Genomic DNA, 13,551 nt, shown 5'->3' with positions numbered 1-13,551 from the left:
TTTGACAGCCAAACTGCGATCAGAAATCAAGTGAGTATAGTACCAGTGCCCGCGTCCTCATCAACCGACACAAGCCAAACCCTTACACCATTCCCTCGAAGCGAGTTTCTACAAAGTGGCGGCTTCGTGATGCGTGTGATTCGTGATGCAGGGTGGATAGACTGCAGCAACCAACGCTCCGACAGCAGGCATGTGAGGGCCTGCAGTCGAATCCTTCGTCGCGCCGTCCGGGCGCGGCGCTGGCTTGCCGGATCGTGTTGTTCGATCCTTCGCCGTATCCGAGCAGAAACTTGATCGCTGGGCAGAAGCGGGCGGCGCTGCGATGCAGTGGCGCCCGATCCTGTCGGCGAACGTTTCAAACGACTGGAGTCGCTGTCAGCGAAGCGAGGAGCGCCGAACGCGAACCGAAGGACAAGCACACTGCCTCTCGGAAACCTCCAATACGGCCGGAAAAATTTACCGATCGGCTGATACGCGTTTTGAATGTGCTGACTCAAGCCCCTGCGGCGCTCCAGGGCTGGCCGCCACGGCGGCGAATCCGGCATCATCCTGCCGGCACACGATTCCAGCGGCAGGCCATGGCCAAGCAGACGTTTCTCTGGCACGACTACGAAACCACGGGTGCGGATCCGCGCCGCGACCGTCCCTGCCAATTTGCGGCGCAGCGCACGACGGCCGAACTGGAGCCTGTCGGCGAACCCATCGAGATCTTCTGCACCTCGGCGCCCGACGTGCTGCCGCATCCGCAGGCCGCGCTGATTACCGGCATCACGCCACAGCAGCTGGCGCGTGACGGCGTCAACGAGGCCGCGTTCGCCGCGCGCGTGCACGAGGAAATGGCGATGGCCGGCACCTGCACGGTCGGCTACAACTCGCTGCGCTTCGACGACGAGTTCACGCGCAACCTGCTGTACCGGAATTTCTACGAGCCGTATGCGCGCGAATGGGAAAACGGCAACTCGCGCTGGGACCTGATCGACCTGGTGCGCATGACCTACGCGCTGCGTCCGCAGGGCGTGGAATGGCCGCGGCGCGAGGACGGCACGCCGAGCTTCCGCCTGGAAGATCTCGCCCGCGCCAATCACCTCAAGCAGGAGCGCGCGCACGACGCGCTGTCGGACGTGCACGCGCTGATCGGCCTGGCGCGCCTGCTGCGCGCGCGCCAGCCGCGCCTGTTCGCGTTCTATTTCGACCTGCGCCGCAAGCAGCGCGCGTTCGAACTCCTCGACGTCGCGCACCGGACGCCGGTGCTGCACGTGTCGTCGCGCTTCCCGGCCAGCCGCGGCTGCCTCGCCCTGGTCGTGCCGCTCGCGGTCCACGCGACCCAGCCCAACGCCGTGATCGTCTATGACCTCGACGCCGATCCGGCACCGCTGCTCGAACTCGACGCCAGCGACATCGCCGACCGCGTGTTCAGCGCGCGCGCGGACTTGCCGGAGGACGTCGAACGCATCCCGCTCAAGCTCGTGCATGCGAACCGTTCGCCGGCGCTGGCGCCGCTGTCGGCGCTGGCCGGGGTCGATCTCGCGCGCATCGGCCTGGACACGCAACGCTGCATGGCACATCTGGAACGGCTGCGCGACCAGCCCGGTCTCGCGGAAAAACTGCAGCAGGTGTTCGCACGCGGCTACGGAGACGCGACGCCCGACGCCGAACTCGCGCTCTACAGCGGCTTTCTCAACGACGCCGACAAGCGCCTGCTGCGCGAGGTGCGCACCACGCCGCCCGAGGATCTCGCTGCGCGCGCGTTCGCCTTCCGCGATGCGCGCCTGACCGAACTGTTATGGCGCTATCGCGCACGCAACTGGCCGCAGCACCTGAGCCCCGACGAAACCGCGCGCTGGCAGGCGTTCTGCCGGCAGCGGCTCGAACAAAAGACCGAATTGACCACGCTGACGTTCGACGACTACTTCGCGCTGATCGATACGCTGCGCCAGGATCCCGCCCACGCCGCACAGGCCGCGCTGTTCGACGCGCTGCAGGCCTATGGCCTGGAACGCCGCCGCGCGCTGGCCTGAGCACCGCTTCTCCACAAGGACGCCATGAGTACGTATTTCACGCCCGCGAGCTTCAAATTCCTCAACGACCTCGCGCGCAACAACAGCCGCGAGTGGTTCCTCGCCAACAAGGCGCGCTTCGAGGAACAACTGCGCACGCCGTTCCTGACCCTGCTCGGCGACCTGCAGGCGCCACTGGCGAAGATCAGCCCGCACTATCGCGCCGACACGCGCAGCCAGGGCGGCTCGCTGTTCCGCCAGCATCGCGACACGCGCTTCGCCCACGACAAGACGCCGTACAAGACCTGGGCCGGCGCGCGCCTGTTCCACGAGCGCAGCAAGGGCATCGAGGCGCCGGTATTCTATCTGCACATCCAGCCTGGCGGCTGCTTTGCCGGCGGCGGGCTGTGGCATCCGCAGCCCGACGCGTTGAAAAAGGTCCGGGATTTTCTGGCCGACAACCCGGCCGCCTGGAAGAAGGCGACCCAGGGAAAGGCCTTCCGCGAACGCCTGACACAGGGCGGCGACGCGTTGACACGCCCGCCGCGCGGCTTCGATCCGACGCACGAGCTGATCGACGACATCAAGCGCAAGGATTTCGTCGCCTCGGCCACGTTCGACGAGAAACTGGCCACGTCCGCCGAGTTCAAGCCGTATCTCGTCGACACCTTCAAGCGGGTCGCGCCGATGATCGACTATCTGTGCGCGTCGCTAGACCTGGAGTTCTAAAGCGCGAAGGCTGACCGCGCCTTCGCGTTCCCAGTCGCGCAGCATGGGGCCGAAGCTCGCGTGATTGCGCATCCAGGCATGCAGCCGTTCCGAGCCGCGCGCCGCGGCGAACGCCGCGAGCAGGACAAACGGCACCGTGGGCAGCACCGGCAGGAAGAAGCCGGCCACACCGAGCGCCAGCGCGACGACGGCCAGCGCCAGCCAGAGCGCATGCCCCAGACGATGGGAAGCCAGCGTGGGACGATCCGCCTGTGACAGAAACGACCTCGAAAACGCTGCGCCGGGGGCGAACTATAGCCCGAAGCGCTGTCGATGCCGCGGCAATGCCGCGAGACGGCCGTCCCCGCGCCGCGTGGCCCGCGGCCAGCCGGCATGCCGCAGCCGATATTGTGCAATTGAGGAACAGCGCATGAGTTGCCTTGCATTGATTGTGCGCTTGTAGAACCCGAGCAGACCCGCTGCCCGGCGCGGGCCGGGCCTGGCTCCATCCGTATCAACATGGGCCTGGCTGCCGCGCCGCGTGCGCGACATCGGCCTCGGTCTGTCCATCTCAGGAGGAATCATGGCTCAGCAACTGGACCCCAACTGCGGCGAACACTTCGCTGTCTGGGGCGGCAATGTCTATTTTGAGGCAGGCAGCAAAGGGCTTTACCGGGTGCCCTGCGACGGCAGCGCGCCGGCGCAGCCGCTGGACGATCATGCGGGCTATCTGGTCGTGCCCGGTGACAGCTATGTGTACTTCCAGGCGGGCAGCAAAGGGCTCTATCGCGTGCCCTGCGACGGCAGCGCGCCGGCCCGGCAGCTGGACGATCATGCGGGCAACCTTGTCGTGCCGGGCGACGGCTACGTGTATTTCCAGGCCGGCAGCAAGGGCCTGTACCGGGTACCCCAGGATGGCAGTGCGCCGGCCGTGCAGCTTGACCCCAACTGCGGAGAGAACCTGGCCGTCTGGAACGGCAATGTCTACTTCCAGGCGGGCGGCAAGGGACTCTACCGCGTGCCCTGCGACGGCAGCAGCAACGCCGTGCAGCTGGATCCGAATTGCGAGCGGCTCGTCGTGCCGGGTGATGGCTTCGTCTACTTCCAGGCCGGCGACAAGGGCCTCTATCGCGTCCCCTGCAATGGCTCCGCAGCCGCCAAGCCGCTGGATCCCAATGCCGGTCATCTCGTCGTGCCCGGCGACGGCTACGTGTATTTCCAGGCCGGCAGCAAAGGCCTTTACCGCGTGCCGGAAGACGGCAGCAGCTCGGCCCAGCCGCTGGACGAGCATGCGGGCAACCTGGTGGTGTTCGGCGACGGCTATGTCTACTTCCAAGCCGGCGACAAGGGGCTCTACCGGGTGATCCGGAACGGCAGCACACCGGCGGTGCAGCTGGATCCCAACTGCGGCAACCTGGTCGCATCCGAGGGCTATATCTATTTTCAGGGCGGGCCGGGTGACGACAGCCTGTATCGCGTCGGCGTCGCCATTCCTTCGGCACCGCCGGGCCTGCATCTGCGCATCCAGGACGAATTCGTCGTGGACACCGTGCTGGATGCTTCCATCGACCACAAGTTCGGCGCGATCAAGACGCTGCTGGATGAAGCCCACGCGGACGCTTCCGCTACCTGGTATCTCAATTTCACCAGCGGCGCCTCCACCGGTGCCTATCCCAATGCGGTGGCCGGGCGGATTAACGGCCGCGTGGCCAGTTATCTCGCCACGCTGGCAGCAAACCCGCAGCAGCGGCTGGGCACCTTGGTCATGGATTTCCCGGATGACGGCGGGCATACGGATCTCATCGACACCGTCTTCAATTTCAACGCGGCCTCGCCACTGGCGCCGATGGACTGGATGGGAAGCCTGGCCGACGCGACGAAGATTTCCGCGCTGACCGTTCCCGGCACGCACGACTCCTGCACCTACAATGCCTCGCCCATCAGCAAATGCCAGAACCTCACCCTGAAGCAGCAGCTGGAAGCCGGCATCCGCTTCATCGACATCCGCTGCCGCCAGTTCAACGACACGTTTGAACTGCACCATGGCGCGGAATACCTGCACCTGAACTTCAGCGACGTGCTGACTGCCTGCCAGGACTTCCTCACTACCCACCCGCGCGAATGCATCATCATGTCGGTGAAGGAAGAGCATGACGCCGCCGGCAACAAGAAAACCTTCGAGCAGGTGTTTGTCGACTACGTACAGGGCAACCCGGATCTATGGCATCTGGGCAATACCATCCCGCAGTTCTCCGACGGGATCCGCGGCAAGATCGTGCTGCTGCGCCGCTTCTATATCGCGCCGGACAGCGATGCCAGCCAGCGTGGCATCGACATCACCGCATGGCTGGATAACCAGACCTTCAGCTGGCCGTCCTGAAGCCTGCCCGGCCGGTAACTCAGTGTCGGCCCTGACGATGGGACAGGTTGCGGCGGCGGCCGCAGGCTCGCGCGGTGTGGCGTTGCCGCGCTAGTCTGCCTAGATCTTCTAACAGAATGACCTGACAGCCGATGCCTTCGCTTTTCTCCTTCCCCTTGAAGGACGGATTAAAGCTCATGACTCAGAAGCATTCTGACATTTTGATAGACACTCTAAGCCCTGTCCTTGAAGCGGAAGGCTCTTCACTTTATTGTTGGTTGACTTCGCGTTTTGTTACACGCTCTAAGGGCGTCGACCACAAAGCCAGCCTGGCGCGAAGCCTAGAAGCCCTCCCCTTTGCGGGGAGGGCTTACCGGAAAACACTGGCTCAACTCACTTGATCGAGTTGTACAACCCACCCTCCACATTCAACGCCGCGCCGTTCGTTGCCGACGACAGGGGGCTGGCCAGATACGCGACGAGGCTCGCGATTTCCTGCGGCTCGATCAGGCGTTGCAGCAGCGACGAGGCGCGATGCCTGGCGAAGAACTCCGCTTCCAGTTCGGGCGGCGCGGCAGCCGGATCGCTGGCCACGCTGCGCAGGAAATCGATGATGCCTTCCGAACGCGTCGGACCCGGCAGCACAGAATTCACCGTGACGCCGGTACCGCGCGTGAGGCCGGCAAGGCCGCGCGAAAGCGACAGCTGAGCGGTCTTGGTCATGCCGTAGTGGATCATGTCGGGCGGAATCATCAGCGCCGACTCGCTCGACACGAAGATGACGCGGCCCCAGTCGCGGGCGAGCATGCCGGGAAAATACGCGCGCGACAGACGCACGCCGCTCATGACGTTGACCTCGAACAGATGGCGCCAGTCCTCGTCGGCGATATCGGTGAACGCCTTGCTCTCGTAGATGCCGAGGTTGTTGACGAGAATGTCGGTGGCGGGTACGGCGTCAACGAGGGCGCGCGCGCCTTCGGCGGTCGCCGCATCGGCGAGCACGCCGCGCACCTGCGAGCCGCCGGACGCGCGGATCGACGATACCGCTTCGTCGAGCTTGGCCTGGTTGCGCCCACTCACGACGACGTGGGCGCCTTCCTTCGCCAGCGTGCGCGCGATCTCGAGACCGATGCCGGCGGTCGCGCCGGTCACGAGTGCGGTCTTGCCGTTCAATTGCAGATCCATGAAAGGCTCCGATTCAAAGAGAGAGAGACAGCCAGCATAGCGACGGCGCGCGCCACGACAACCCGTGCCGGCGCAAGAGTCTTATGAGCAGCGCACAACAATGCACCGCCGCGCAGCGCGGCCGGAGTGTCCTGGCAACGCTACACTCGGCATCCGCCTGCCCGGAGCCGCCATGAGCACCCTGCCCGAATTCCGTCTGGAAACCTATTTCACCGCCTGGGAATTCACGGCGCGGCATCACCTGTGCGCCAGCGATGCGCAGACGCTGCGCATGAGCGAGCTGCTTGCGCTGGCCGGCGAGGCCGAACGCGAACGCTGGGACGCGCTGAGCCTCGGCTACGTCGAAACCTGGGGCACGCCACCGCTGCGCGAGGCCATTGCGGCGACGTATGACGGGTTGAGCGCCGCCGACGTGCTTACCTTCGCCGGCGCGGAAGAAGGCATCTACTGCGCGATGCGCGCGCTGCTGGAAGAAGACGATCACGCCATCGTCAGTGTGCCGAACTACCAGTCGATGGAGACACTCGCGATCGAGTTTGCGGGTTCCGTCACCGGCATAGCGCTGCACGCCGAGAACGGCTGGCAGCCCGACCTCGACGAGATCCGCGCCGCGCTCAGGCCGAACACCCGCGTGATCGCGCTGAATTTCCCGAACAACCCGACCGGCGTCATCGCGCGTCGTGAAATATTCCACAGCATCGTCGATCTGTGCCGGGAACGCGATATCTACCTGTTCAGCGACGAGGTCTACCGCGGCCTCGAACGCGATCCGGCGCTGCGCCTGCCGCAGGCGGCCGACCTGTACGACAAGGCGCTGTCGCTCAACGTGATGTCCAAGGCCTATGGCCTGCCCGGCCTGCGCATCGGCTGGATCGCCAGCCGCGACCACGCGCTGCTGTCACGCATGGAGCGGATCAAGCACTACCTGTCGATCTGCAATTCCGCGCCGTCTGAAGTGCTCGCGACGATCGCGCTCAAGGCGCGCGAATCCATCCTCGCGCGCAACGTCGCGCTGTGCCGCGACAACCTGTCAATGCTCACTGCGTTCTTTGCCGAGCATGCGCAGCACTACGAATGGACCGCGCCGGACGGCGGCTGCGTGGGATTCGCGCGCTATCTCGGTGCCGACGGCGTCGAGGCGCATTGTGGACGCCTCGTGGAAGAAGCCAGCGTTTTGCTGCTGCCGTCGAGCGTGTTCGCCTCCGCGCTGCTGCCTGCGCCCACGGATCGCTTCCGCGTCGGCTGCGGCCGCAGTGGCATGGCCGAAGGTCTGGCGGCGTGGCGGGAATTTCTGGCGCGCTGAACGAACCGGGCGTTCTGCGCGGCGCGATTTCGTGAGCCGCTCTGCGAGGCGGCGACAGGCAACAAGAGAGCGGGCCGCGCGACGCGACCCGCTTTTTTACTTTTTCTATTTTTCCGGAGCGACCGGGGCTGGAGCAGCCGGCGCGGCGGCGTCGGTCTTCGGCGCCTTGAGATCGAGAATCACCGCTTCACCGCGCATCTTCTGCATCCACTGTTCGCCCTGGCGCGCGATCATGCGCTTCTGCAGTTCGACGCGGATCGAGTCGAACGCCGGCGGCGTCACCGGCCTGGTCGCCGTCAGGTGCATCAGGTGCCAGCCGTACTGCGACTTGACCGGCACGCGGGTCGATTCGCCGGGCTTGAGCGCCTTGAGCGCCTCGACGAGTTCCGCCGCGGGCAGTTGCACGAGGCGAACGTCGGTAAAATCGCGCGCCTGCTTGGCCTTGTCCTTCCACTGTTCATACATCGCCGCCCAGTCCTTGCCGCCGAGCATTTCTTCGCTGGCCTTGAGCGCTTCGTTCTCGTTGTCGAACAGCAGCTGGCTGAAGTCGTAGGACGCGCTGCCGGACTTGGCGACCTGCGCGTCGTATTCGGCCTTGAGCGCCTCCTCGGTGATCGGATGCGTGCGCGCGTAGAACTCCATGGTCGCATTGGCCACGCCCTGCAGGCGCTGCGCCTCGACCGTCGCGCCGAATGCGCCGTCGTTCTCCATCGCCTGCTTGCGGGCGAACGCGGCGAGCAGCACGTAGTCAGACAGTTCCTTGATCGCACGCTGGCGCTGTTCCGGATTGTTGAGGTCCAGGCCGCGGCCACGCGCGACTTCGTCGAGCAGGGCCGAGGACACCGGCAGATCGTTCACGCGCAACACGGGTTCGCCGGCCGAAAACTGCACCACTGGCGGCTTGCCGCCGTTGCCGCCGGAACAGCCGGCCAGGGCCGCGAGCATCAGCAGGGGGATGGTTTTACGCATGAAAGACTCCTCAAGATTCGAGCGGCGCCCGCGCGTCGATCGCGAGTGCGTGGATATCGGTTTGCATCAGATCGCCCAGTGCCGCGTAGATCAGGCGATGGCGAGCGAGCGCGGCGCGGCCGGCGAACTGGGCGCTGACGATGCGCACGCGGTAATGGCCGCGGCCATCGCGCGCGCCTTCGTGACCGGCGTGCTTGTGGCTTTCGTCGATGAGGTCCAGCTCGGCCGGCTCGAGCTGTTGCAGCGCGGTGCGGATACGCTCGGCGCGTTCGCTCACGGCAACACCTTCTTGAACGGGCGCACCTGGACGTGCGCGTAGACACCGGCCTCGACATACGGATCGGCATCGGCCCAGGCCTGTGCCGCGGCGAGATCGTCGAACTCCGCGACGATCAGGCTGCCGCTGAAGCCGGCTTCGCCGGGATCCGCTGCATCGATCGCCGGGAACGGGCCGGCCAGCAGCAGTCGGCCGGTGTCCTTGAGCGCGTTCAGCCGCGCCAGATGCGCCGGCCTCGCATCCAACCGGCGCGCCAGCGAGCCCGGCACATCCGTTCCTTCGATCACGTACCACATCGTGCGTGTCCTTCTGCAATTCGCCGCGACGCGGGCGAGGCTGAACGGGAACCGGCGCTACGCGCCAAGGCGAACGCGAACGCAGGGAATCCGCATTCTAGCGGATTGCCCCGGTTCTGCCGTGTAGCGCCAGCGCGGACCGCGCGCGCTCAGCCGGCTGGTTCGAAGTCGTGCGCGAACAGCGACGGCTCATAGTCGAGATGGCTGCGATTGTTGCCGGGCGCGATGTCGGTCTCGCCCATGGCCGGATTCAGGCGCGCCTCGGCATCCAGCGCTACGACCGGGAGCGCCCTGCTCACGCGCAGGTCGGCGAAGAAGGTCACGCTGCTTCCGCCCGGCAGCACAGTAGGCGTCGCCTCGTAGCTGTTGCCGGAGGCAACAGCCGTCGCGCACAGCGTCGGCTGCGTCGCTTCGCAGGACCACTGCGGCGACTGCGCCGCATTGACGCTGGCCCGCAGCAGGGGCAGGCGGGCGCCGTGCGAAACGACACTGGAGAAACGGATGCTGCAGCGGACCGTGCCGCGCGCGGCATCAGCGACGCGCGCGCACGCGATGTCGGTGCGCAGGTCCAGCGGCACATAGACGGGTATCTTGATGAGCGCGATCTCGTCGCCGGGCTGGGCCTCGATGTCGTCGGAAGCGACGCTCGCGGAAAACTGCACGTGGTTGCGTGCATAGTCTGGCACTCGCATGGTCAACTGATAGCCGAACACGCCGATCCCCAGGCTGTCGGCCAGTGCGCATTGCGGATAGCGCGGACCATCGCAGCCAATACCGCCGACATAGCTCAGCTGCTGCGCGGCGGCGACCGTGCGCACGCGATGCGCGATACCCGGCCCCTGGTTGTGCACGAGGACGGCCAGCTCGAACTCCTGACCCGGCTCTACGATGCCCGGAGCGTCGAGCACGATGCCAAGGTCCACGTTGCTGTAGTAGCCCTGTGCCTTGAGCACCGAACTCCAGTCCGGTGACAGCACCGCCGCGGCGCCCGTGAGGGCCAGGCCGCCGGCGAACAGAAGACGGCGCAGGCCGCCGTGGGTTGCAGTGGATTTCATCGATGTCCCTGATCAGTGAAAGAAACGGTGGATTGCCGTTCGAGCAGGCCCATGAGCAATGTCCCCAGGGTCCATACCCACAAACGCAAAAAACTGGACTCCGTGATCGCCAGCAGCGCGAACACGAGCAGTGCCGCCGCGTTCGCGCAGGCCCATGGCTGCCGCGTGCCGCACAGCGACGCGGCGCGACGACGCAACGTCGCGGCCACGGCGATCAACGCGAGCAGGCCCGGCGCGCCGAACTCCGCCAGCACTTCCAGCGGAAGGCTGTGCGGCCACGGCGTAACGCGCGGATCGACCAGCGTTTCGACTGGCACAGCCAACGAGTCCCGATAGGCAAGGACGAAATTGTGCGCGCCTACCCCCAACGGATGATCGGCGAAGACCTGCAGCGCGGCCGTCCACAATTGCAGCCGCGCGAGCATCGACGGCGACGCAAGCGCGGCGATCAGCAGTGCGCCCAGCAGCACGACTGCCGCCGGCACCAGCCAGCGCAGCGCAAACAGACGCAGGCCGCGACGCAGCAGCGCATGGACCAGCACGGCGAACAGCGTGGCGCCGAGCAGGGTCAGCGCGTGCAGCCACAGCGCCAGCGACACGAGTGCGATCGCCGCACCCCACTCCAGCCAGCGCCCCGCGCTGATGCGAAGGAATGGCAGCAGACAGGCGATCCAGGCCAGATCGTTGGGCACGACCAGCCACGATGCGCCGCTGAGCCGCATCCAGGCCGAGGCATCGGCGCCGGGTTCACGCCAGGCCGCCATCAGCACAAGAGCCAGTTGCACCAGCGCCGCCGCGCCCAGGGCCGGTGCGACCCAGCGCAGCAGCGCCGAACCGGCATCGCTGCGCACGAGCAGGAACCACAGCGGCACGGCTGCGAGCAAGGGCACGCTGAGGGTGAGCGAACGTCGCGGGTCCAGGCCCCGCAGCGACGCCAGCACGGCGACGAGCAGCAGCGCGAGCAGTGCCCATTCCAGCGCATCGGGCGCCCGGGTCAGGTCGATCGCGTCGCGCCATAGCGCCGCGGCGGCGGCGATGATCAGGCAGGCCCAGGCCAGTCCGAGGCTCGCGTCGGCGCCCTGCAGCGCGAGAAAGCCGACCAGGCCGGCGACCGTCGCGGCTTCGCCTCCCCGCCGCGCCGTCGCAGCGCTCAGGCCTCGGGCCGCATGTACGGGAACAGCAGCACGTCGCGGATCGAAGCCGCGTCGGCCAGCAGCATCACCAGGCGGTCGATGCCCACGCCGAGTCCGCCGGTCGGCGGCAGGCCGTATTCCAGCGCGCGGATGTAGTCGTGGTCGAAGTGCATGGCCTCGTCGTCACCCGAGTCCTTGGCCGCGACCTGCGCGTGGAAGCGCGCGGCCTGGTCTTCCGGATCGTTGAGCTCGGAAAAGCCGTTCGCAAGTTCCTTGCCGCCGACGAACAGCTCGAAGCGGTCGGTGATGCCCGGATCGCTGTCGTTTTCGCGCGCGAGCGGCGAGACTTCGGTCGGATACTGGGTGATGAAGGTCGGCTGCACGAGCGTGCCTTCGACGGTGGCCTCGAACAGTTCGAGCAGCAGCTTGCCCCAGCCATAGGACGGCTTGACGTGGATGCCCTTGCGCGCGCAATGCGCGGCCAGCGCGTCGCGGTCGCGCAATTCGTGCGCGCCGATCTCGGGATTGTGCTCGCGCACGGCCTGTTCCATCGGCCAGCGCCTGAACGCGGGGCCGACGTCGATGCTGCGGCCTTCCCAGGTCAGCGCCGTCGTGCCGAGCGTGGCCTGCGCGGTGTCGCGGATCATCGCCTCGGTGAGATCCATGATCTCGTTGTAGGTCGCGTAAGCCTGGTACAGCTCGAGCATCGTGAATTCCGGGTTGTGCCGCGTCGACACACCCTCGTTGCGGAAGTTGCGGTTGATCTCGTAGACGCGTTCGAAGCCGCCGACGACGAGGCGCTTGAGATACAGCTCGGGCGCCACGCGCAGGTACAGCTGCAGATCCAGCGCGTTGTGGTGCGTGACGAAAGGCCTTGCCGTGGCGCCGCCCGGGATGATGTGCATCATCGGCGTCTCCACTTCCATGAAGCGGCGCGCCGGCGCCTCCAGCCACTGGCGGATATGCCCGATCACGGCCGAGCGCAGCTTGAACACGCGGCGCGCTTCCTCGGTGACGACGAGATCGACGTAGCGCTGGCGATAGCGCTGCTCGACGTCGGCGAGCCCGTGCCACTTGTCCGGCAGCGGACGCAGCGACTTGGTCAGCAGGCGAAACTTATCCACTTTTACCGAAAGCTCGCCGGTGCGCGTGCGCGTGAGCACGCCTTCGGCGCCGACGATGTCGCCGACGTCCCAGCCCTTGAACGCGGCATAGGTCTCTTCGCCCAGCGCGGCCTGCTGCAGGAACAGCTGCAGGCGCGCCGACATGTCCTGGATCTGCGCGAAGCTCGCCTTGCCCATCTGGCGCTTGGCGAGCAGGCGACCGGCGACGCGCACGCGGCGGCCGAGCGACTCCAGCGCTTCGGACGTCCACTGTTCCTTGTCGGCGAATTCCGCCTGCAGGTCGCCGGCGAAGGCATCCGGCGCGAAATCGTTCGGGAACGCGATACCGGCAGCACGCAGGGCCTTGAGTTTCTCGCGGCGCTCGGCGATCAGCTTGTTCTCGTCCACCGGCGCCGGCGTCTCGCCCGTATCCCTGGTCTCGTCGTTCATCGCAGTCTTCCCATCGAATCAGAATTCCGGGCGCATCGCCCACTTACCTGGCACGCACTTCCCTGACGCCGGTCTACTTGGCGCTCGCGCGCTTGACCAGCGCGAGCATGCGGTCGTTGCCAGCGCCCATTTCCGTAAGCTTGGCGGCGCCTTCGGCCGACAGCCGTGCACCGGCGTCGATCAGTGCCTCGGCGTTTTCCAGCTTGCCCACGATCAGCGCCATCGACAGCGGCGTATAGCCCTGCGGCGTGCGCTGGTCGAGTTTCGCGCCGCCGGCAATGAGCTGTTTGACGATGCCCGGTGTGCATTGCTGCGCAGCGAGGATCAGCGTACCCATCATGCCGGTATCGTTCGGCCGCGCACCTTCGCGCAGCAGCACCGCGAGGGTGCGCTGGATGTCCGCTTCGGCCAGGCGCGTATCGCTGCAGGCGGACAGCGCGAATTCCAGCGTGGTCTGCGGCGTCTGCTCGAGCTTGCCGTTCGGATCGACGCCCAGCACGATCATCGCCTCGACGATGTCGGCCTTGGCGTTGAACAGATTGACCGGCAGGTTTTCCTGCATCACCGACGTGCCGTCCTCCTCCATCAGCTGCTCGGCCTGTTCGCGCGTCATGCGCACCGTGGAGTCCGCCGCCGCGGCAAGCAGGCTCGCGCCGCCGAGGATCGCGGCCATGAGGATTTTTTCGATACGCATCTGAAATTTCTCCGACTGTGGA

General features: G+C 66.3%; 13 protein-coding genes. 4 read left to right on the top strand and 9 right to left on the bottom strand.

The window, feature by feature from the left end; translation table 11 throughout:
* Nucleotides 1–578 precede the first annotated feature (578 nt).
* Together sbcB and RUU78_RS18250 are read left to right on the top strand one after the other, a co-directional pair.
* A complete protein-coding gene (gene sbcB, locus RUU78_RS18255; RefSeq protein WP_313918908.1) occupies nt 579–2,018 on the top strand; it encodes an exodeoxyribonuclease I in 1,440 nt (479 codons plus the stop codon).
* A 24-nt stretch (nt 2,019–2,042) separates the two neighbouring features.
* Complete coding sequence (locus RUU78_RS18250) at nt 2,043–2,726, top strand: DUF2461 domain-containing protein (RefSeq protein ID WP_313918906.1); 684 nt, start codon at nt 2,043–2,045, stop codon at nt 2,724–2,726.
* Here RUU78_RS18250 and RUU78_RS18245 read toward each other — a convergent pair.
* Nucleotides 2,709–2,927: a YbaN family protein gene (locus RUU78_RS18245; protein WP_313918950.1), complete on the bottom strand. Its 219-nt coding sequence runs from the start codon at nt 2,925–2,927 to the stop codon at nt 2,709–2,711. The genes RUU78_RS18250 and RUU78_RS18245 overlap by 18 nt on opposite strands.
* Before the next feature lie 361 nt (nt 2,928–3,288).
* Between RUU78_RS18245 and RUU78_RS18240 the strand changes: the two genes are divergently transcribed.
* Complete coding sequence (locus RUU78_RS18240; RefSeq protein ID WP_313918905.1) at nt 3,289–5,085, top strand: phosphatidylinositol-specific phospholipase C domain-containing protein; 1,797 nt, start codon at nt 3,289–3,291, stop codon at nt 5,083–5,085.
* Nucleotides 5,086–5,457: 372 nt separating this feature from the next.
* Here the strand turns inward: RUU78_RS18240 and RUU78_RS18235 are convergent, their stop codons facing one another.
* Nucleotides 5,458–6,249, bottom strand: coding sequence for an SDR family oxidoreductase (locus RUU78_RS18235; RefSeq protein ID WP_313918904.1), 792 nt, complete (start codon nt 6,247–6,249; stop codon nt 5,458–5,460).
* A gap of 172 nt (nt 6,250–6,421) precedes the next feature.
* Between RUU78_RS18235 and RUU78_RS18230 the strand changes: the two genes are divergently transcribed.
* Entirely contained in the window at nt 6,422–7,552 is a 1,131-nt protein-coding gene (locus RUU78_RS18230; RefSeq protein ID WP_313918903.1) for an aminotransferase class I/II-fold pyridoxal phosphate-dependent enzyme, read from the top strand.
* 105 nt (nt 7,553–7,657) lie between these two features.
* Here the strand turns inward: RUU78_RS18230 and RUU78_RS18225 are convergent, their stop codons facing one another.
* From RUU78_RS18225 to RUU78_RS18195, 7 genes are all read right to left on the bottom strand, one after another.
* Nucleotides 7,658–8,521 carry a peptidyl-prolyl cis-trans isomerase gene (locus tag RUU78_RS18225; RefSeq protein ID WP_313918902.1) on the bottom strand — a complete coding sequence of 288 codons (864 nt, stop codon included), beginning with the start codon at nt 8,519–8,521 and terminating at the stop codon, nt 7,658–7,660.
* Nucleotides 8,522–8,531: 10 nt separating this feature from the next.
* Nucleotides 8,532–8,798, bottom strand: coding sequence for a BolA family protein (locus RUU78_RS18220; protein WP_313918901.1), 267 nt, complete (start codon nt 8,796–8,798; stop codon nt 8,532–8,534).
* Nucleotides 8,795–9,094, bottom strand: coding sequence for a YciI family protein (locus RUU78_RS18215; protein WP_313918899.1), 300 nt, complete (start codon nt 9,092–9,094; stop codon nt 8,795–8,797). The genes RUU78_RS18220 and RUU78_RS18215 overlap by 4 nt, the downstream gene beginning before the upstream one ends.
* A gap of 149 nt (nt 9,095–9,243) precedes the next feature.
* Nucleotides 9,244–10,149 carry a hypothetical protein gene (locus RUU78_RS18210; protein WP_313918897.1) on the bottom strand — a complete coding sequence of 302 codons (906 nt, stop codon included), beginning with the start codon at nt 10,147–10,149 and terminating at the stop codon, nt 9,244–9,246.
* Complete coding sequence (locus RUU78_RS18205) at nt 10,146–11,090, bottom strand: O-antigen ligase family protein (RefSeq protein WP_313918896.1); 945 nt, start codon at nt 11,088–11,090, stop codon at nt 10,146–10,148. Before RUU78_RS18205 ends, RUU78_RS18210 begins: the two co-directional genes overlap by 4 nt.
* Nucleotides 11,091–11,299: 209 nt before the next feature.
* Nucleotides 11,300–12,835: a lysine--tRNA ligase gene (lysS, locus tag RUU78_RS18200; protein ID WP_313918895.1), complete on the bottom strand. Its 1,536-nt coding sequence runs from the start codon at nt 12,833–12,835 to the stop codon at nt 11,300–11,302.
* A 73-nt stretch (nt 12,836–12,908) separates the two neighbouring features.
* On the bottom strand, nt 12,909–13,529 hold the full coding sequence (locus tag RUU78_RS18195; RefSeq protein WP_313918893.1) for an ankyrin repeat domain-containing protein: 621 nt from the start codon (nt 13,527–13,529) through the stop codon (nt 12,909–12,911).
* Nucleotides 13,530–13,551: the final 22 nt, after the last annotated feature.

The sequence above is a fragment of the Tahibacter sp. genome (assembly GCF_032229445.1).
GTDB lineage: Bacteria > Pseudomonadota > Gammaproteobacteria > Xanthomonadales > Rhodanobacteraceae > Tahibacter.
This window is presented reverse-complemented; position numbering and strand designations above follow the sequence as displayed.